The sequence below is a fragment of the Clostridium celatum genome, from assembly GCF_021412605.1.
In the GTDB taxonomy this organism is placed as follows: domain Bacteria; phylum Bacillota; class Clostridia; order Clostridiales; family Clostridiaceae; genus Clostridium; species Clostridium celatum.
The window spans coordinates 54,756-74,822 of the sequence record NZ_JAJKGM010000010.1; the positions used below are offsets into that span (position 1 = coordinate 54,756).

Sequence of the window (20,067 nt, forward strand, 5' to 3'; positions counted from 1 at the left end):
TTGTAAATTGAAGAAAACAATTTCATAAAGTAATATAGATCGAACAAGGGGGAAAAAATATGTTAGAAAAATTAAGTACATTTTTAGATGAAAAGCTTTCAACACCAATGGCTAAATTAGCGGAACAACGTCACTTGAGAGCAGTAAGAGATGGTATAATTTCAACTTTACCACTTATAATAGTTGGGAGTTTATTCTTAATAATAGCACTGTTTCCATTTCCAGAAGGAACAGCTATAAAATCATGGTTAAGTGAGCATGCAGGAACTATTCTTTTACCATATAGAATGACAATGTATATAATGTCTTTATATGCTGCATGGGGAATAGGATATAGTTTATCTAAATCTTATAATCTTGATGGAGTTACTGGGGGAACTTTAGCAGCTACATCATTCTTATTAACTTTAGTTCCACAAACAGTTGAGGGTATGGGATGGGCAATGCCTATGGCTAACCTTGGTGGTGGAGGAATGTTCGTAGCAATTTTAGCTTCTATATTTGCAGTTGAAGTTTTAAGATTTACTAAAACTAAAAATATAGTTATAAAAATGCCAGAACAAGTTCCAGCATCAGTATCAAGAAGTTTTGAAGCTTTAACACCAGCAGCAATTATAATAACATTTTTTGCGATATTTACATATTTCTTAGGTATCGATTGGCATGGAATAATAGGAAAAGTAATATCACCATTAGTATCAGCAGCGGATAGTTTACCATCAGCTATATTTATTTCAACACTAATAGGATTTTTCTGGTCATTTGGTATTCATGGAATGAGTATTATAGGATCTTTAGCTAGACCATTATGGTTAACATTATTAGATAACAACTCAGCAGCAGTTGCAGCTGGACAGGCAGCACCACATATATTCCCAGAACAATTCTTCCAAGGATATGTATTTATCGGAGGAGCAGGTGCTACTTTAGGATTAGCAATACTTTTAGCTGTAAGAGCTAAATCACAATATGGTAAGATGTTAGGAAAAACTACAGTAATACCATCACTATTTAATATTAATGAACCAATTATGTTTGGTGCTCCAATAGTATTAAATCCAATATTAATAATACCATTCATAATTGCTCCAATAATTAATATAGTAATAGCATGGGGAGCAACAGTTTCTGGTATTGTACCATCAATGCACATAGCTGCACCATGGACATTACCTGCACCACTATTTGCTTGGATGGCAACAGGTGGTAGCTGGAAAGCCGCTATATTAGCATTAATTTTAGTATTTGTATCAATTTTAGTTTACTACCCATTCTTCAAAATGTATGATAAGAAATTATTAGCTGAAGAATTAGGTGAAGAAAACGAAGCAGCTTAGAAATAAAAAAGAAGGCTTTATAAGTCTTCTTTTTTTATATAATAAAATGTTTTTTAATAGAATAAATAAAAGAAAATAGCATGAGGAGTAATAAATATGATTACAACTGACTTTATATATTCGACAGCATTAGAAATGGATTGGTGTTTTACAGCTTATTATCCAGGGAATTATTTAAAAGAAAAAGAGTATGATGTAGTAATATTATTACATGGAACTAATGGAAATAATAGAACTTTAGTTGATAGAGTTCCAATGCAAGAAATAGTAGAGAAATATAAGAATAAAATAATTATATTACCAAATGGATTTAACTCTTATTATTTAGATAAAGTAGAAAAAGCTATAATAAATGATCTTATTCCATTTTTAATGCAAAATATTAATATTAGAGGCATTACGTTAGGTGGAGTATCAATGGGGGGATTTGGAGCTTTAAGGCTTTCATTAAAATATCCAGACCTATTTGAGAATATAATATTAATTTCGCCAGCAATATGGAATCCAGTACCACCAGAAAATTGTAGTGTTAGGCAGATGTGTGCCTTTGGAAGACCTTTTGATGAAGAAAAATGGATGAATAACAGTTGGTTTAAAAATATAAAAAATTTAAATAAAAATAAGTATATAGTAATTCATGGATTACAAGATGAAATAGTTGACATTTCAAATTGTTATAAGTTTGTAGATTACTGTAATAAAAATAATATTTATATAAAAGGTTATTATGTAGAAGGAAATCATGATAGTAAAGTTGTTGCTGAGGGGTTAAAGAAAAGTTTTGAAATAATATTTTAAAAGTGATAGATAAAAGTTAATGAAATAAAATTTCGTTAAAATTATAAAAAATATAAAAAATATATTGCAAAACTAAGAAAAAAGAATTATAATTTAAGTAAGTTGAAAATGATTTCAAAAAGCTTAATTTAAAGCTTAATTTTAGGAGGACTAGAGATGAAAGTATTATTTGTTTGTTCACAAGGAATGTCAAGTGCCATAGCAGTAAATGCGTTAAAGAAAGAAGCAGAAAAGAACGGTGTTGAAATGGAAGTTCTTGCAGTAAGTACTCAAGAATTTGAGCAAGAAGTTAAAAATGGATGGGACGTATCAATGGTTGCTCCACAAATTAGACATAGATTTGACATATTAAAGGAAGCAGCAAGTAATGCTGGAGTTCCATGTGCCTTAATTCAACCGCAAGCTTACAGTCCATTAGGTGGACCAAAGCTATTTAAGCAAGTTAATGAAATATTAGGAAAATAATAAATGTTAAACATAAATAAGATTCTAAATATTTGATTTAATAAATGGAATTTACAACTTTAAGCCACAGAAAAAAGTTATTTCATAATTAATATAAAGTGATGAATATTTGTTCATCACTTTAATTATATAAAATACATATAATTAAAATTTTGAAATAAAAAAGGAGAACTAGGATGGGAAAATTAGGGATATCAATATATCAAGAAAAATCAACGGAAAGAGAAATTTTAGATTACATAGATAGAGCTGCAAAACAAGGATTTTCAAGAATATTCTCTTGTCTTTTATCAGTAGAAGAGAGCAAAAAAGAAATAGTAAGAAAATTTAAAGTAACTAATCAATATGCAAAAGAAAGAGGATTTGAAATAATTGTAGATGTGAGTCCAAGAATATTTGAAAACTTAGGAATTAGTTATAATGATTTAAGTTTTTTTAAGGAAATAGGAGCAGATGGATTAAGATTAGATGCAGGATTTACTGGTTCGGAAGAATCATTAATGACATTTAACCCACAAGGTTTAAAAATAGAAATAAACATGAGTAATAATACTCATTATATAGATACGATAATGGATTATATGCCAAACAAAGATAACTTAATTGGTTGTCATAACTTCTATCCCCACAATTATAGTGGATTAAACTTCGATCATTTTATGAAATGTACAGAAAATTTCACTAAGTATGGGTTAAGAACAGCTGCATTTATAACAAGCCAAAAAGAAGGTACATTTGGACCATGGCCTGTAGCATATGGATTACCAACTTTAGAATTACACAGAAATTTACCTATAGATGTTCAAGCTAAACACTTAATAGCTTTAGGAAATATTAATGATATAATTATTTCAAACTGTTATCCAACAGATGAAGAATTAGAATCTATTGGATCAATGAGAAAAGATATGGTTACATTTGATATAACATTAAATGAAAATACACCAGAAATTGAAAGAAAAATTCTTTTTGAAGAAATGCACTTTAATAGAGGTGATGTATCTGATAATTTCTTAAGATCTACTCAAAGTCGTGTTAAATATAAAGGTCACTATTTTGCATTATTTAATGCTCCAGAAATAATAAAAAGAGGAGATGTAATAATAGAAAGTAGTGAATATGGACATTATGCAGGAGAAGTTCAAATTGCATTAAATGATATGGTTAATAGTGGTAAATCAAATGTTGTAGGACACATAAGAGAAGAAGAAGTATTTATATTAGATTATATTAAACCATGGCAAAAATTCAGTTTTAAAGAAGCTAAATAAGGAGAAGTAATATGTATTTTTTAGGCGTTGATGGTGGAGGAACTAAGACTACCTTTACTTTAATAAATGAAAATGGGGAAGTTGTACATTCAATAACAAAGGGAACTTGTCATTTTAATCAGATAGGGTTTGAGGGGCTTGAAATTCTTCTAAAAATTGGCTTAAATGATATGATTGCTGAAGCTAATATATCTAAAGAAGAAATTAAACATTCTTTTTTAGGACTAGCTGGATATGGGAAGGTTCAAGAGGCTAAACCTAAAATAGAGGCTGCAGCAAAGGCGGCTTTTAAAGGTTTAGAATATACTGTAGATAGTGATATTAGAGTTGCTATAGCTGGAGCCTTAAGTGGAAAAGATGGTATAAATGTAATTGCAGGAACAGGATCAATTGGACTTTCTATAAATGGAGAAAAAATTAATAGATGTGGAGGGTGGGGACCTTCGGTTGGAGATGAAGGTTCAGCCTTTTGGATAGGAAAAAAATCTATACAAGTTTTTAGTAAAGAATGTGATGGAAGATTAGAAAAAGGTGCTCTTTATGATGTTTTTATGAAGGAACTTAATCTAGATGATGAAAATCAAATAATTACATTTTTGAATGAAGTTATCAAAAATGATAGAGGAGAAATTGCAAAACTTGCACGTTTTTGTTCTATAGCAGCTTTAGATGGTGATAAAAATGCTATAAATATTTTTAAAGAAGCAGGAGAAGAACTTGCTGAAATTATAAAAGTTCTTATAAGAAATTTTGACAAAAATGAAGTAGTTTTAGTTTCTTATACAGGGGGAGTATTTAAATCAGAAGAATTAATATTAAATCCTATAAGAACTGCTTTAATGAAATATAATATAAAACTTATACCACCGGTATTATCACCGCATTTAGGGGCTTGTTTACTTGCGTATATTAAAAGTGGGAATATAATAAGTCAAGCAATAATTAATAAAATGAAAGAATATGAATAATATAAAATCATTATAATTAATAAATTGTATAGATATAAATAATAATTAAAATAAAGGTTCACACACGATAAAAAGATGATTTCTGTTAAACTCAGAAATCATCTTTTTTATTTATTAATAAATTCCTACGTACTAACATGTTTGATATAATTAAACTAAATATAGAATGAATAATTGAAGGGAGAGGATAGATGTGGATAGAAGATTAATTTTAAAACTTATCGGTAAAAAAGATTCTGTTGATTTAGATGATTCAATTTATAATTTAAGAGAGATAGGTGAAGAAATAAGAGGGTTTGTTATATTAACTTCATCTGTTGATGATAATTTTGAAATAAGGAATAAAAGACGACTTGAATCTGTATTGAATATTATAAAACCTATATCTAATAAATTAAAAGATGACGATAATATTAAAGGATATACAAATAGTAAAAAATATTTAATAAAGTATTTAGATGATTTATGTATTAATATAGAAGGAATATTGTCTAATATAGATCGCTGTGATATTAAAAAATTAACTTATTATACCAATGTATTAATGGATTTAGTTTTAATATATTAAATTAGAAAAAATTGAAGTATAGATACTTTAAGAGGTAAAGGTTAACTAAGAATTAAATATAAAAAATAAAAGAATTAAAATCATATGTTAAAAATAACCTATATGTGAATTATATTCAATTGTAACTATCATTAAGCTAGTTTATAATATGATTACCTTAATAGTGAAAAATTATTTAGAGACGTTAATTAGATAAAAATGTAGTTTTATCTAATTATAAAATATAAAACTTTTAGTAAAGTAATATAATAGATATATACATGGAGGGTTAAAAATTGCAACTAAAGAGAAAAATAGCAGGAATAATTGTTATATCGTTATTAGTAAATACTAGTTATGCTTTTGCAACAGATACTAATTCACTTCAACAGGAAATGGATAGTAATAATGAGGCTATCAAAGATTTAGAAGAAAAAAGAAATGATATAAATGATGATATAGAAGAAAGACAACAAGAAGTTAGTAATATTCAAGCAAAAATTGACGCTCAACAAGCTAAAATAAATGAGGTTAACAATATTATATCTGAATATCAAGAACAAATTGATGAACTACAACACGAAATAGATAATGTAACAGCTGAAATTGAAGAGAGTCAAATTGAAATAGAAATGAGACAAGCTAACGCAAAAAAATTAGAAGAAGAAGAGATTAAAACAGAAGAATTATTAGATGCTAGAGTAAGAAGTGTTTATAAATTAAATTTAGCTAACCAATATATTTATATGATAATAACTAGTAAAAGTATAAGTGAGGTTTTTCAAAATTTAAATACAATAAGAAAAATATTGCAATACGATAAAGATTTAATCGCAAATTTGAAAGAAACTCAAAAAGAAATAAAGAATGAAATAGCAGCTATTGATGAAAAGATTAAAGAACAAGAAATTAATAAAGAACTAATTGAGGTAAAGCAAAAAGAATTAGTAAGTTCTCAAAATGAAGTATTGGCTAAAAAAGCTGAAGAACAAGGGTATTATGATGAACTTGCAGCAATGGAAGCAGAAAAGCAAGAGATGATAATTGCACTTGAAAATGATGGAATAGAAATAGATGAGGAAATTGATTCATTATTAGCTTACAATCAGGAGTTACAAGCACAGATAGATAGTATAATAAATAATATTAACAATGGTTCAGAAAATCAAGATAAGGTGGATCAACTTCCAAGCGAAAGTGGATTTTTGAGACCAGTTGGTGGAGAAATTACTACATATTTTGGACCAAGAATAAATCCAGTTACAGGTTTACCAGGTAATCATAATGGTATGGATTATGCAGGAAGTTTTGGAGAATCAATTTTAGCAACAAAGAGTGGTGTTGTTGAATATGTTGGTTGGATTGAAGGATATGGTAATACTGTAATATTAAATCATGGTAATGGAGTACAATCATTATATGGACATGCTCAAGGATTTAATGTGACATATGGACAAACTGTATCTCAAGGAGAGGTAATAGCTTTTGTTGGAAGCACAGGTCAAAGTACAGGACCACACTTACATTTTGAAATAATAGTTAATGGACAACGTGTAGATCCATATGATTATATCCCATACTAATAATATCTACTTATAAATATCAAATACTTTTAAAATAGGTGAAATTTCTTAATAATTTTGAAATTTCACCTGTTTTCATATTTAATTATAAATTTTTAAGCAATAATAGAGGATTCTTCAATACTTTGATTTAAGAACTTTGATGAGGTAAGTTTAATGCCTATTGCCCCAATAGGTGCAGTAATTAATACACTTAAGATTGCAATAGCCTGCATTATTTCACCACCTATAACTCCCATTTGAAGAGGGATTCCTGCCTTAGCAGATTGGACTGTAGCTTTTGGTAAGTAAGCTATTACACAAAATATTTTTTCTTTTAAAGTTAAATTTGTACCTATTAAAGAAATAAATACACCTATAGAACGAATAGTTAATGATAATATAAGCATTATTATACCAATTAATAAATATTCTCCGACTAAATGAGGATTTATCGCCATTCCAACAAAAGAAAATAAATATAATTTACCATATTTCCAAATTATATTTATTTCATCTTGAATTTTTTTAGCTAAATCCCCTAAATATGTTCTTAAAAAGAATCCATAAATCATTATAGTTAATAAGGAATTAAACATTTTAAAATTAAATTTATTTTCTATAAATCTAATAACTAGGCAGACAACTAATGAAAAAACCACTCTAATACTATTATTTTTAATAGAATTTAGTAGATTCTTAGTAATTAAAGCTAGTATCCATCCAACTAGTATACTTATAAATATAGTAAATGGAATTGAAATAAGTTCATTTATTATAGAAGATGATTGACCACTAATCCCAGACATATATATTCCTAAAAAAGTTGTAAATAGAGTTATTGCTACAGTATCATCAGCTGAAGCTCCAACTAAAAGCATTTGTGGAATTGCTTTATCTTGTCCTATTTTTCTGTTTATCAAATCTACCATAGATGGAACTAACACTGCAGGGCTTACGGCAGCTATTATAAAACCTAAAATTGCACCTTGAACAAAAGTAAATTTTAAAAATATCATTGATAAAATACTAATAGTAAGACCTTCAAGCGTAGCAGGAATAATACTTAATGCAATAGCTGGTCTACCTATTTGTTTCATTTGCTTTAGACTTATTCCAAGACCGCCTATAAATAAAACTGTTATTAAAGCTATATCCTTAATATATGGTGATATTTTTAAGGTTATATTTGGAACAATATTTAGAAAAGATGGACCTATAATCATTCCAAAAAAAATCATACCTATAAGTGAGGGCAATTTAATAAATTCTGTAAGTTTACCAGTGAGATTTGAAAAGATTCCAATTAAAATTAAGCTAATTATAATTACTAAAAAATTAATAAACATAATGACCTCCTAAAATAATAAAAAAAGCTAATGATTTCTACAACAAAAAAGGTTGTAGAAGTCATTAGCTTATTAGCGATTTTGATAGATATCAAGGGAGAACTTCATTCCCTATGTTTAATAATTATATCAAAATGAATTCAACACTTCAAGAGCTAAAAAGATATATAAATAGAGAGCGTAATAAGGTGAAAATTATTAATTTAGATATAAATACTAAGTGAATAGATGAATAGTATGTGGAAATAATAACTAGTATAAAAATTACTTTGAAAGTGAGCACATAATGAGAAAATATTTTAAAATAATTGATGAAAAAATTTTAAAATGGATAAATGTTAATTTAAGAAATAAATTTTTTGATAAGATAATGCCTATAATAACTGCAGCAGGAAATTTAGGAATAGTATGGGTTATTATTTCGGTATTTTTATTGGCTAAGAGAGATTATAGGTTATTAGGAAAAATGATAATTACGGCTCTTATAATAACAACAATTATAGGAGAAGGAATAATAAAACACATAATAAAAAGAGAAAGACCTTTTTCAAAAGATAAAGAAAAGCAATTATTAATAAAAAGACCAATTACATATTCATTTCCATCAGGTCATACAGCATCATCTTTTGCAGTAGCGGCCATTTTTATTGAAACAGAAAATGTAGCTTCTTTTGAAATAATAGTTTTGGCAAGTTTAATTGCTTTTTCTAGAGTTTATTTAGGAGTACATTATCCTTCAGATGTTATTGGTGGAGGAATAATAGGTTTTTTTTGTGGAGTTTTAACAGTTGTATTGTTTTTGGGGAAGGTATATTAACGAGGAAGATAAAAATGAACAATATACAAAATGTATTAGAGTATTTTAGTAGGTATGGATATTTATTTTTAGGAATAGTAGTTTTTTTGGAGTATTTAAACTTACCAGGGTTACCAGCTGGAATAATAATGCCAGCTGCAGGAATTTTAATTAAATCAGGTAATTTAAATCTTTTTATTACAATAATTATTTCGATTGTTGCCGGATTACTTGGTAGTTTGGTTTTATATGCATTAGGGCATTACTTTGGAAGACCCATAATAGGTAAATTTGAAAAAAAGTTTCCTAAATCAAAAAATGCTATAGATAAAACATTTAAATGTATAAATAAATATGGGAATAAAGGAATATTAATTTCTAGAATTATTCCTGTGGCACGAACATTGATATCATTAGTAGCAGGGGCATTTGATGTTGATTTTATAAAGTTTATAATTTACTCAACTATAGGAATAGCAATTTGGAATTGTGCATTTATATATTTAGGATATGCATTTGGACATTTATTTTTGAAATAGTACGAATTAGAAAAATTATTTTGTGATTTTAAAGTTAAGTAAAGAATTTTAAATACAAATAAAAATTATATTTACAATAAAAATGTTCGTGATATAATAGTAATATACATATATTACAAAAAACTCGTATAAATCGGTAATATGGTCCGAGTGTTTCTACCTGCTAACCGTAAAATAGCAGACTACGAGGATCTGTTATAAATATTTTATAAATATTTGCAAAGAAGCAGCACCTCAATTTTGTTTGAGGTGCTGCTTTAGTTTAATAAAAAACAATTTATAGAAATGAATTTGTTTAGAATCATATAAGGAGAATTTGGATAATGGAGATTTTAAAAGAACGTATTTTAAAAGAAGGTCGTGCATTAAGTAAAGTAATATTGAAAGTTGACTCGTTTTTAAATCATGGTGTAGATGCTAGACTTATGTATGAAATAGGAGAAAATTTTAAAGAGTATTTTAAAAACCATGGTGTAACAAAGATATTTACTATAGAAAGTTCTGGTATAGCACCAACTGTAATGACAGCAATGCAAATGGAATTACCTATGGTTATATTAAAAAAGCAAACTTCAAAAGTTTTAAATAATAATGTATATCAAACAACAGTACATTCATTTACAAAAGATTTAGATTATGAATTAACTTTATCTAAAGATTTTATAAATGAAAATGATAAGGTATTAATTATAGATGATTTTTTGGCAAATGGTGAAGCTGCACTTGGAGCTATAAGATTAGTTGAAGAGGCTGGAGCTAAAGTTGTAGGTTTAGGAATTGTTATAGAGAAGTCATTTCAACCAGGAAGAGATTTATTAAATAAGAAAGGCTATGATGTTTATTCTTTAGCTAGAATTTCTAGATTAGATAAAGGAGTCATTGAGTTTATTTAGGGTAATATTGAGAAAGAGTTAATATATAATTTAATTTAATATTTATAAAAAGAGTGTTAGTTTTAGATATTTTCTTTAACTAATGCTTTTTTATTTTATAATTTCAAAATTACGTATTAACGCTAATAAAAATATTTTAATTATTAATAATATAAATATGAAAAATAAATAAATTTCTACAAGTATTGTTATAAATGTGATTTAATCACTAATTTTAATTAAAAATTAATTTATACTAAGTCAGAGATATTAAAAAATATTATTTATGAATTTTTGGGAGGAGTAGTATATGAAAGATAATTCATGGATGAAAGGTGCAATAATATTAGGATTATCATTTTTTCTTGCTATATTTATTGTAAAACCTGTAGGAGTTTCAACTCAATTTTCAGTTTTATCTGGAATAATTCAAAGTAGTATAGAGAAGGACATAATTATACCAGACCCATCAAGAGAAAGTGGTTATAGAAGTACTAATGCTTATTATGACAAAGATGATGGAAAAATAGCTGAAGAAATAAAAAGACCTTTAAACTATAGCAATGTATTTGTATTGTCAATACCTATTGGAAGTCTTATAGGTTTTTTACTATTAAAAAATAAAACTAAAAAAAGAAGAGATGATGAAAAAGTTGAAAATTGTGAAATAGGAAAAAATAGACCGATATTAAGCACTTATATAATACCTTTTATAGGTGGATTCGTATTATTATTTGGAGCTAGAATGGCAGATGGATGTACCAGTGGTCATATGATGAGTGGTATGATGCAAGGTAGCGTCAGTGGATATATATTTGCAGCGGCGGCTTTTGCAACTGCCATTCCAACAGCTTTGATAGTTAAGAAACTGAAAAATAGGAGGGCTTAATATAATGAATATTAACATTTTACTTGCAATATTATTAGGTGGATTTTTTGGCTTTGCATTATATTATGTAGGGGCAACAGGATTTAGTAATATATCTAAAATGCTTAGACTAGAGGATTTATCATTAGCAAAAATTATTTTATTTGCTATAGGATTATCAAGTACATTATTATCAATGTCTGCTCTATTAGGTATATTTAATGTTTCACATTTAAGCGTTAAATCAATGAATCTTGGTGTTATTATTGGTGGACTTATATTTGGAGTTGGATTTGGTGGTGCTGGAACATGTCCAGGTACTTGTGTAGGTTCTATAGGAGGAGTATTTGGAATTAAGAAAGCTATAAGTGCAATTATAGGTGGATTGCTAGGTGCATTTACATTTTCCATGACTTATGGTGCATTTAAAGATATGGGACTATTTAACACCTTAGATTACGGTAAAATAACTTTATTTAATATAAGTGATAAATATCCATCTGTTTTTGAAAGTGGATATATTGGATTATTAATTGTAGGAATATTGTTTATGATAGGCGCTTATTTTATGCCAAAAAGAATTTTAAAATAAGCTAGAAAACAAATAGAAATAAGACTTATAAAATTGGATAAGAAAATAAAAATATAGAACCGAATTAGATAATTATATTTAATTTGGTTCTATATTTTTTTATTGAAATATTAAATATGTTTAAATAAAAATAACAAAGATAAACTAAGAAAGAATTATATCTTGTAACAAATAGAAAAATATGGGTATAATTATTTCAAATAGAGGAGGTAGAAAAATGGATAAATTATTAGAATTAAGAAAAATTATGAATATTAAAGGAATAAATCATTACATAATTACAAGTAGTGATCCTCATCAAAGTGAATATGTTGCTGAATATTACAAAGGGAGAGCTTATATATCAGGGTTTACTGGATCAGCCGGAACCCTTTTAGTATCAGAAGATTCAGCAAAGCTTTGGACCGATGGAAGATACTTTATACAAGCAGAAAATCAATTAAAAGGTACTGGAATTGATTTAATGAAAATGAATGAAAAAGGTTATCCAACTTTAAATGAATGGATAGAAAATAACGTTAATGAAAATGAAAATGTAGGTTTTTATGGAAGTTGTTATAGTTGCAATGACTATAAAAAATTATTAGAAATATCAAGAAAAAACAAATTTAATATAGCAATGGAAGAAGATTTATTGCAACAAGTTTGGGAAAATAGACCGAGTTTACCTAGTGATGAAATATTCCTTCATGATTCAAAATTTGCAGGAAAAACTGCAAGTGAAAAAATAAAAGAAGTTAGAGAAAAGATGGAAAAGTTAAAGGCAGAGAATTATATAATTTCATCTTTAGATGATATAGCGTGGTTATTTAATATACGAGGAACTGATGTTAAATTTACTCCAGTAGCAATTTCTTATGCTTTAATAAGCAAAACAAAGGCTAAATTATATATAGATATTAATAAAGTTAATACTAAAGTAAAAGAAAATTTAAATTCTGAAGGGATAGAAATTATTGACTATAGTTTAATAATTGATGATATAAAAGAGATAAAAGATTCAATTTTAATAGATCCAGCAAAAACAAATGCAAGAATTTATTCAAATATAAACCCAGAGGTAAAGATTATTGAGGGTACTAATATAACTACTACCTTAAAAGCTATAAAAAATAAGGTTGAAATAAGTAATATAGAAAAGTCTCAAGTAAGAGATGGTGTTGTAATGGTCAAATTTATTAAGTGGCTTAGAGAAAATATAGGAAAAGAAAAAATTACTGAAATTTCATCAACTAATAAGTTATCTGCTTTAAGAGCTACAGCAGAAAATTCTAAAGGGGATAGTTTTGAAAGTATTGCTGGATATAAAGATCATGCTGCTATGATGCATTATTCTGCAACTGAAGAAAGTAATTATGAGCTTAAAGAAGAAGGGCTATTCTTATTAGATTCAGGTGGACAATATTTAGATGGAACTACAGATATTACAAGAACATTTGCTTTAGGAAATTTAACTGATGAAGAAAAGAAAAATTATACATTGGTTTTAAAAGGACATATTGGATTAGCAAAAGCTAAGTTCTTAAAAGGTGCAAATGGTTCTACACTAGATATTTTAGCAAGAAAACCATTATGGGATGAGGGATTAGATTATAAGTGTGGTACTGGTCATGGAGTAGGATTCTTTTTAAGTGTTCATGAAGGCCCACAAGGTATTAGACCTTATGGAAATACTGTTACTTTAGAACCAGGAATGATAATTACAAATGAGCCAGGAGTTTATAAAGAAGGAAAGTATGGAATAAGAATTGAAAATACACTTTTAGTTGTTAAAGATAGAGAAACTGAAAGTGGAGAATTCTACAAATTTGATACTATATCATATTGTCCAATAGATTTAAATGCAGTTGTAGTAGATATGTTGACTGAAGAAGAAAAAAATTGGCTAAATAATTATCATAAAACTGTTTTCGAAAAGCTTAATTCATATTTAAGCAAAGATGAAGTTGAATTTTTAAAACAAGAAACAAGAGAAATTTAGAAAACTTATTTTTAAAACAAACATATTTATTTAAAGTTATAAGCGAGACGGACAGATACTGAAAGTGACAAAAAGCACCTAAAAAAGTGTCCGTGTCACACGGTACTAATTATTGAACTAGTTTGAGAAAATAAAATTATAAAATGATAATAATTCTATAAAATTAGTAAATAAGCCAAAATAGTAATAAATTGATAAAAAATGTATTGACAAGTTTTTAATATAGTTCTAAAATTTATAAATAATTAACAAAAATATATTTTTGAGGTAAATTTAGTCAAAAAATCTATTATTAAAAAAAATAATAGTATTAAATAAAATTAATTGGGGGGAAATATTATGAAAAGAAAAAGACTTTTAGGTATGTTAATGGCATCTGTCTTAACATTATCGATTTTTGCCGGTTGTGGAAATAAAACAACTAATGAAGGTAGTGCAGATAATAACGCATCACAAACTCAAACATCGGATTCAGAACAAGTATTAAACTTAATTATGCTTGATCCGTTAACTTGGGATGTTAATGCATGTTATGATTCAAACTCAACTACAGTATTAGGGGCAGTATACGAAGGGCTAGTTAGAATATCAAACGATGGAACTAAAGATACTATTGAACCAGCAGGAGCAGAAAGCTGGGAAACATCAGAAGATGGATTAGTATGGACATTTAAATTAAGAGATAATAAATGGTCAGATGGAGAAGATGTTGTAGCTCAACATTATGTTGATTCTGTAATCAGACTATTAAATGCAGAAAGTGCTTTCCCATATGCATTCTTTGGATTTGATATAAAGAATGGTGAAGCTTTCTATAATGGAGAAGCTACTGCTGATGAAGTTGGAATTAAAGCTTTAGATGAAAAGACATTAGAAATTACTTTAGAAAATCCAGTACCATATTTCTTATCTAAATTATCATATACAGTATTTAAGCCAGTTAGATTAGACGTAATTGAAGCTGCTGGTGATGCTTATGCTACAGATTACACTAAGGGTGTATTCAATGGACCTTTCGTAATTGAAGGATATGAAAGTGGAAACTATATTAAATTCGCTAAAAATGAAAATTACTGGGATTCAGAAAATGTTAAGTTAGAAACAGTTAACATGACTGAAATAAAAGAGTTTGCAACTCAAGCTCAATTATTTGAAGCTAAGCAATTAGACGTTAGTGGTGCAACTAATGAATATGTTGAAAAATGGATGAAGGCTGCTGAAGAAGGACAATTCCAAGCTAACATTAGTGAAGCACCATCAGTATTCTATATTGAATTTAACCAAGTTAATGGTGGATCTACTGGATTAATGTCAAACCAAAAAGTTAGACAAGCTATTGCTTATTCTTTAGACAGAGAAGAATTAACTAGTGAATTATATGGAAGATATACTCCAGCTTATGGATTTGTACCAGGTGTTATTAACATAGGTGATGATCTTTATAGAGATGTAGTAGAAGAGCCAATGAAAGCACCATCAGAAAAATATAACACTCCAGAAGCTTTACAAGCTTTATTACATGAAGGTCTAAAAGAACTTGGTAAAGATACAGATGACTTAAGCACAATTGAAATTACTTACTTAACTTATGGTGATAGTGAGTTAGAAAAGCAAAGACAAGAATGGTGGAAGCAACAAATTGAAAATAACTTAGGAATCAAAGTTAATGTTCAAGTTGAAGGTGACTACGCATTATTCACAGCTGCTAAAAATCAAAATAAGCATGATATCTTAATGAGTGGTTGGACAGCAGACTACAATGACCCAATGACATTCTTAGATATGTGGGTTACTGGTGGAAGCAACAATTCAGTTGGTTACTCAAGTGAAGAATATGATACATTAATTAACTCATTAAAGACAGAAAATGACGAAGAAAAGAGAAAAGAAACTTATGCTAAAGCAGAAGAAGTATTATTAAGTGATATGGCTATAGCACCATTATTCTACAGAGATAATAGAAGCTTTAAGCATAACTATGTTAAAGATTTCCAAATGCCAGTATTTGGGCCAAGCTATGAATTTAGATGGGCACATATTGAAGGTAAATAGGAAGTTAAGATTTTAAACTAAAAAAACAAATAATCTTAAAAGGCTGTGCATGATTTATTTGCATCAGCCTTATTTCTTAAATAAGCGACAAAAATAAAGAGGTGAAGGAAAAATGACTAAATATATAGCAAGAAGATTTGGTGAAATGATATTAACTTTATTTTTAATAGCAACATCAACATTCTTTCTTTTAGGTGTAATACCTGGTAATGCGTTAACAGGTAAAATTGAAAAATTCCCAGAAAAAATTCAAGAACAAATGCTAGCTAAATATGGATATGATAAGCCATTACTTGAAAGATATGTTATAACTATGAAAAATATGATTTTTAAAGGCGATTTTGGACAATCAGTAAATAGACCAGGTGAAAGCTTAAATACAATATTAAGAGATAAGATGCCAATATCAACAAGATTAGGAGTACAACAAGTTGCAGTAGGAGTTACATTAGGAATTATTTTAGGAATTATAGCGGCAATGAAAAGAGCTACTGCAATAGATTACATAATACTTGTAGTCGCAATGATACTTATATCAATGCCATCCCTGGTGTTGTCTTTATTACTACAAAAATATGGAGCAGCAAATTCAAATTTCTTTAATTTGCCTATCATAGGATGGCCAAGTGGAAAAGATTTATGGTTTGGAGGCTGGGAATATACAATTCTTCCAACAATAGCTGGTGCATGTGGATATATAGCATCATATGCGAGATTAATGAAAACAAGTATGCTAGATGTAATAAATCAAGAATATGTTTTAACAGCAAGATCAAAGGGATTATCTGAATTTAAAGTAGTTACAAGACACATTTTAAGAAATTCATTTATTCCAATAATAACTGTATTACCAATGACTATAGCAGGTGTAATATCTGGTTCATTATTTATAGAAAGAGTATTTGCTATACCGGGTATTGGTAAGTACTTCGTTGAAGCTGTACAAGGAAGAGATATACCTATGGTTATGGGACAAACTATTTTCTTCTCAGCAATTTATTTAGTAGTAATTTTTGTGACAGATATATTATATACAGTTGTTGACCCACGTATAAAAATAGTTAAAGGGTAAGCAGAAGGGAGAATAAAATGAATGCGCTAAAAGATAAAAGATTTGAATTTGTAGATACATCATTGTTAAATGCAGATGCAGTAGTTAGACCTAATGTTGGTTATTGGCAAGATGCATGGAGAAGACTTAAAAGGAATCCAGTAGCCATGACTGCATTATTTATGCTTATAGCTATTATTATTATGACAATAATAGGTCCTAAACTTAGAGGATTAGATTATGAAACTATAGTTACAGGTGCTAAAAATCAATCACCAAATTCAGAGTATTGGTTTGGTACTGATGCTCTAGGAAGAGATTTATTCTCAAGAGTATGGGCAGGGGCAAGAATTTCTATAATAATTGCATTAGTTGCAACATTAATTAAAGTTGTTATAGGTGCACTTTATGGAGCTGTAATGGCTTATACTGGTGGTGTTGTAGATGAAATAATGATGAGAGTTGTTGAAGTTTTAAATAGTATTCCAAGTTTTATTTTAACAATGCTTATAATAGTTGTACTTGGTAATGGATATGTACCTTTATTAATTGCTTTATGTATAACTGCATGGACTTCAACAGCTAGAATGATAAGAGGACAAATTATGCAGCTTAGAGAAAGTGAATATGTTCTTGCATCAAAAGCATTAGGTGCTTCAAATATGAGAGTAATAATTAAGCATTTATTACCAAACACAATTGGATTATTAATATTAGATGTAGCATCATCTATCCCAGGAATTATATTTAGTGAAACTGTACTTGGATTCTTAGGCCTTGGTCTTCAACCACCAGAATTTAGTTTAGGATCATTATTATCAGCAGGACAAGCAACGATGTCATTCTATCCATATCAATTACTATTTCCATCAATAGTATTATGTTTACTTGTTTTATCATTTAACCTTTTAGGTGATGGGCTTAGAGATGCTCTAGATCCTAAATTAAGACATTAGGAGGTATTGGCTAATGGAAAATAAAATAAAATCTAAAGATATAAAGAAAGTACCTTTACTAGAGGTTAAGGATTTAAAAGTTTCTTATCATACTTATGCTGGAGAGGTGCAAGCGGTTAGAGGAGTTTCTTTTGATGTAGATGAAAAAGAAATTCTTGCAATAGTTGGGGAATCAGGATGTGGTAAAAGTGTTACTTCAAGAGCTGTAATGTCTCTTATCCAAGCTCCTCAAGGAGAAATTAAAAAAGAAAGTAAAATACTTTACAATGGTAATAATATATTAGATTTTGATAAAAAAGAAATAAGAAATTTTAGAGGTGGAGATTGTGCAATGATATTCCAAGATGCATTAACTTCACTAAATCCAACAATGAAAGTTGGAACTCAAATTATGGAAAACTTAATAGGGCATAGAGGATTAAGTAAAGCTGAAGCTAAAAAAGAAGCAATTAAACTTTTAGAAGCAGTTGGAATCCCTACACCTGAAAAGAGAGTTAATCAATATCCGCATGAATTTTCAGGTGGTATGAGACAAAGAGTTATGATAGCTATTGCTATAGCATGTAATCCTAAAATATTAATCGCTGATGAACCAACAACGGCTCTAGATGTTACAATACAAGCACAAATATTAGAACTTATAAAAGAGTTAAAAGATAGATTAAATACAGCCGTTATATTAATTACACACGATTTTGGTGTAGTTGCTGGTATGGCAGATAAGATTGCTGTAATGTATGCTGGTAAAATAATAGAAAGTGGTGCTAAGCATGAAATATTCTATAATCCAAAGCATCCATATACACATGCATTATTAAATTCTGTTCCAAAGCTTGAATGGAAGAATAAAGAATTGCTTCAAACAATAAAAGGAACTCCTCCAGATTTAATAGCACCACCAAAAGGTTGTGCATTTGCAGCACGTTGTAAATATTGCATGAATATATGTTTAGAAGAAGAACCAGAAGTATATAGTTTTGAAGAAGGTCATAAGGCTATGTGTTGGTTATACCATGAAAATGCTCCAAAGGGAGTTTTAGAAGTTGCAGCTACAGGAGGTAACATCAATGAGTAATTCAAGTAAAGTTGTAATGGAAGTAAAAGGATTAAAAAAACACTTTAAAGTAGGAAAAAATCAAATTCTTAAAGCAGTTGATGATGTTTCTTTTTCAATAAGAGAAGGTGAAACTTTAGGACTTGTTGGAGAATCAGGATGTGGTAAAACTACGTGTGGTAGAACTGTTATAGGTATGTATGATAAAACTGGCGGACAAGTATTATATAATGGAAAAGATGTGCATGCACTAAGAGGAAAAGAAAAGAAAGCTTTTAGTAAAGATGTACAAATAATATTCCAAGATCCATATGCATCTCTTGATCCAAGAATGACTGTTGCAGATATTATTGCAGAAGGAATAGACATTCATGGATTAGCTAAAAATTCAAAAGAAAGAGATGAAAAAGTATTTAATCTACTTGAAATGGTAGGGCTTAATAAGGAGCATGCTAATAGATTCGTTCATGAGTTTTCAGGTGGACAAAGACAAAGAATAGGTATAGCAAGAGCATTAGCTGTTGAACCAAAATTTATTCTTTGTGATGAACCTATTTCAGCATTAGATGTTTCTATTCAAGCTCAGGTTGCTAATCTTTTAATCAAATTACAAAAGGAATTAGGATTAACATATCTTTTCATAGCCCATGATTTAGCTATGGTTAAACATATATCAGATAGAGTTGCAGTTATGTATCTTGGAAGCATGGTTGAAGTTGCTGCATCAGAAACTTTATATGAAAATCCAAAACATCCATATACAGAAGCATTAATGTCAGCAATTCCGATTGCAGATCCAGATGTAGAAGAAAGCAGACAAAGAATAATGCTTGAAGGGGATGTTCCAAGTCCAATTAATACTCCACCAGGATGCAAATTCCAAGGTAGATGTAGTAAAGTTATGGATATTTGTAAGAAAGAAGCTCCACAATTAAAAGAGGTGGAAAAAGATCACTTTGTAGCATGTCATTTATGCAAATAGATGTATGAAATGCTTAGGTAAATTTAA

Annotated in this window: 19 protein-coding genes and 2 riboswitches; of the genes, 18 read left to right on the forward strand and 1 reads right to left on the reverse strand. The window is 28.5% G+C overall.

The features are described 5' to 3' along the window. Positions 1-59: 59 nt before the first annotated feature. From LPC13_RS06495 to LPC13_RS06525, 7 genes are all read left to right on the forward strand, one after another. The gene (locus LPC13_RS06495; protein WP_005210995.1) at positions 60-1,337 is read left to right on the forward strand and encodes a PTS sugar transporter subunit IIC; all 1,278 of its coding nucleotides are present in this window, start codon (positions 60-62) and stop codon (positions 1,335-1,337) included. A 96-nt stretch (positions 1,338-1,433) separates the two neighbouring features. Further along, entirely contained in the window at positions 1,434-2,135 is a 702-nt protein-coding gene (locus tag LPC13_RS06500; RefSeq protein WP_005210994.1) for an alpha/beta hydrolase, read from the forward strand. 156 nt (positions 2,136-2,291) lie between these two features. Then, positions 2,292-2,600 carry a PTS sugar transporter subunit IIB gene (locus LPC13_RS06505; RefSeq protein ID WP_005210993.1) on the forward strand — a complete coding sequence of 103 codons (309 nt, stop codon included), beginning with the start codon at positions 2,292-2,294 and terminating at the stop codon, positions 2,598-2,600. Between the two features lie 176 nt (positions 2,601-2,776). Then, positions 2,777-3,871 carry a DUF871 domain-containing protein gene (locus LPC13_RS06510; protein ID WP_005210992.1) on the forward strand — a complete coding sequence of 365 codons (1,095 nt, stop codon included), beginning with the start codon at positions 2,777-2,779 and terminating at the stop codon, positions 3,869-3,871. Between the two features lie 11 nt (positions 3,872-3,882). After that, the gene (locus LPC13_RS06515; protein WP_005210990.1) at positions 3,883-4,839 is read left to right on the forward strand and encodes an N-acetylglucosamine kinase; all 957 of its coding nucleotides are present in this window, start codon (positions 3,883-3,885) and stop codon (positions 4,837-4,839) included. 193 nt (positions 4,840-5,032) lie between these two features. After that, positions 5,033-5,407 (forward strand): hypothetical protein, encoded by a 375-nt coding sequence (locus LPC13_RS06520; RefSeq protein WP_005210988.1) that lies wholly within the window; start codon positions 5,033-5,035, stop codon positions 5,405-5,407. Between the two features lie 275 nt (positions 5,408-5,682). After that, the gene (locus LPC13_RS06525; protein WP_234088707.1) at positions 5,683-6,969 is read left to right on the forward strand and encodes a murein hydrolase activator EnvC family protein; all 1,287 of its coding nucleotides are present in this window, start codon (positions 5,683-5,685) and stop codon (positions 6,967-6,969) included. A 95-nt stretch (positions 6,970-7,064) separates the two neighbouring features. Here the strand turns inward: LPC13_RS06525 and LPC13_RS06530 are convergent, their stop codons facing one another. Continuing rightward, complete coding sequence (locus tag LPC13_RS06530) at positions 7,065-8,297, reverse strand: cation:proton antiporter domain-containing protein (protein ID WP_005210983.1); 1,233 nt, start codon at positions 8,295-8,297, stop codon at positions 7,065-7,067. Positions 8,298-8,345: 48 nt separating this feature from the next. Next, a riboswitch (Fluoride riboswitch) is annotated at positions 8,346-8,418 on the reverse strand. A 165-nt stretch (positions 8,419-8,583) separates the two neighbouring features. On the opposite strand from LPC13_RS06530, the gene LPC13_RS06535 reads away from it, so the two are divergent. The 11 genes from LPC13_RS06535 (at position 8,584) to LPC13_RS06585 (ending at position 20,040) form a co-directional block, all read left to right on the forward strand. After that, complete coding sequence (locus tag LPC13_RS06535) at positions 8,584-9,114, forward strand: phosphatase PAP2 family protein (RefSeq protein ID WP_195244196.1); 531 nt, start codon at positions 8,584-8,586, stop codon at positions 9,112-9,114. A gap of 14 nt (positions 9,115-9,128) precedes the next feature. After that, positions 9,129-9,632, forward strand: a complete 504-nt coding sequence (locus LPC13_RS06540) for a DedA family protein (RefSeq protein WP_005210976.1) — start codon at positions 9,129-9,131, stop codon at positions 9,630-9,632. Positions 9,633-9,736: 104 nt separating this feature from the next. Then, a riboswitch (purine riboswitch) is annotated at positions 9,737-9,837 on the forward strand. 118 nt (positions 9,838-9,955) lie between these two features. Then, positions 9,956-10,525, forward strand: coding sequence for a xanthine phosphoribosyltransferase (locus LPC13_RS06545; RefSeq protein ID WP_005210974.1), 570 nt, complete (start codon positions 9,956-9,958; stop codon positions 10,523-10,525). Positions 10,526-10,814: 289 nt separating this feature from the next. Further along, entirely contained in the window at positions 10,815-11,393 is a 579-nt protein-coding gene (locus LPC13_RS06550) for a YeeE/YedE thiosulfate transporter family protein (RefSeq protein WP_195244197.1), read from the forward strand. Between the two features lie 4 nt (positions 11,394-11,397). Continuing rightward, positions 11,398-11,964 carry a YeeE/YedE thiosulfate transporter family protein gene (locus LPC13_RS06555; protein ID WP_005210969.1) on the forward strand — a complete coding sequence of 189 codons (567 nt, stop codon included), beginning with the start codon at positions 11,398-11,400 and terminating at the stop codon, positions 11,962-11,964. Between the two features lie 217 nt (positions 11,965-12,181). Beyond that, complete coding sequence (locus tag LPC13_RS06560) at positions 12,182-13,945, forward strand: aminopeptidase P family protein (protein ID WP_040418690.1); 1,764 nt, start codon at positions 12,182-12,184, stop codon at positions 13,943-13,945. A gap of 339 nt (positions 13,946-14,284) precedes the next feature. Then, positions 14,285-15,997 carry a peptide ABC transporter substrate-binding protein gene (locus LPC13_RS06565; protein WP_005210966.1) on the forward strand — a complete coding sequence of 571 codons (1,713 nt, stop codon included), beginning with the start codon at positions 14,285-14,287 and terminating at the stop codon, positions 15,995-15,997. 112 nt (positions 15,998-16,109) lie between these two features. Next, positions 16,110-17,069, forward strand: a complete 960-nt coding sequence (locus LPC13_RS06570) for an ABC transporter permease (RefSeq protein WP_005210964.1) — start codon at positions 16,110-16,112, stop codon at positions 17,067-17,069. A gap of 17 nt (positions 17,070-17,086) precedes the next feature. Continuing rightward, on the forward strand, positions 17,087-18,004 hold the full coding sequence (locus tag LPC13_RS06575) for an ABC transporter permease (RefSeq protein ID WP_005210961.1): 918 nt from the start codon (positions 17,087-17,089) through the stop codon (positions 18,002-18,004). 13 nt (positions 18,005-18,017) lie between these two features. Continuing rightward, positions 18,018-19,079 (forward strand): ABC transporter ATP-binding protein, encoded by a 1,062-nt coding sequence (locus LPC13_RS06580; protein ID WP_005210960.1) that lies wholly within the window; start codon positions 18,018-18,020, stop codon positions 19,077-19,079. Beyond that, positions 19,072-20,040: an ABC transporter ATP-binding protein gene (locus tag LPC13_RS06585; protein WP_005210957.1), complete on the forward strand. Its 969-nt coding sequence runs from the start codon at positions 19,072-19,074 to the stop codon at positions 20,038-20,040. Before LPC13_RS06580 ends, LPC13_RS06585 begins: the two co-directional genes overlap by 8 nt. The last annotated feature ends 27 nt before the right edge of the window (positions 20,041-20,067 follow it).

Excerpts from the sequence above, each read along its gene's own strand:
- LPC13_RS06495 (WP_005210995.1), top strand. The coding sequence starts at position 60 with ATGTTAGAAAAATTAAGTACATTTTTAGATGAAAAGCTTTCAACACCA.
- LPC13_RS06500 (WP_005210994.1), top strand. The coding sequence starts at position 1,434 with ATGATTACAACTGACTTTATATATTCGACAGCATTAGAAATGGATTGG.
- LPC13_RS06505 (WP_005210993.1), top strand. The coding sequence starts at position 2,292 with ATGAAAGTATTATTTGTTTGTTCACAAGGAATGTCAAGTGCCATAGCA.
- LPC13_RS06510 (WP_005210992.1), top strand. The coding sequence starts at position 2,777 with ATGGGAAAATTAGGGATATCAATATATCAAGAAAAATCAACGGAAAGA.
- LPC13_RS06515 (WP_005210990.1), top strand. The coding sequence starts at position 3,883 with ATGTATTTTTTAGGCGTTGATGGTGGAGGAACTAAGACTACCTTTACT.
- LPC13_RS06530 (WP_005210983.1), bottom strand. The coding sequence starts at position 8,297 with ATGTTTATTAATTTTTTAGTAATTATAATTAGCTTAATTTTAATTGGA.
- LPC13_RS06535 (WP_195244196.1), top strand. The coding sequence starts at position 8,584 with ATGAGAAAATATTTTAAAATAATTGATGAAAAAATTTTAAAATGGATA.
- LPC13_RS06540 (WP_005210976.1), top strand. The coding sequence starts at position 9,129 with ATGAACAATATACAAAATGTATTAGAGTATTTTAGTAGGTATGGATAT.
- LPC13_RS06545 (WP_005210974.1), top strand. The coding sequence starts at position 9,956 with ATGGAGATTTTAAAAGAACGTATTTTAAAAGAAGGTCGTGCATTAAGT.
- LPC13_RS06550 (WP_195244197.1), top strand. The coding sequence starts at position 10,815 with ATGAAAGATAATTCATGGATGAAAGGTGCAATAATATTAGGATTATCA.
- LPC13_RS06555 (WP_005210969.1), top strand. The coding sequence starts at position 11,398 with ATGAATATTAACATTTTACTTGCAATATTATTAGGTGGATTTTTTGGC.
- LPC13_RS06560 (WP_040418690.1), top strand. The coding sequence starts at position 12,182 with ATGGATAAATTATTAGAATTAAGAAAAATTATGAATATTAAAGGAATA.
- LPC13_RS06565 (WP_005210966.1), top strand. The coding sequence starts at position 14,285 with ATGAAAAGAAAAAGACTTTTAGGTATGTTAATGGCATCTGTCTTAACA.
- LPC13_RS06570 (WP_005210964.1), top strand. The coding sequence starts at position 16,110 with ATGACTAAATATATAGCAAGAAGATTTGGTGAAATGATATTAACTTTA.
- LPC13_RS06575 (WP_005210961.1), top strand. The coding sequence starts at position 17,087 with ATGAATGCGCTAAAAGATAAAAGATTTGAATTTGTAGATACATCATTG.
- LPC13_RS06580 (WP_005210960.1), top strand. The coding sequence starts at position 18,018 with ATGGAAAATAAAATAAAATCTAAAGATATAAAGAAAGTACCTTTACTA.
- LPC13_RS06585 (WP_005210957.1), top strand. The coding sequence starts at position 19,072 with ATGAGTAATTCAAGTAAAGTTGTAATGGAAGTAAAAGGATTAAAAAAA.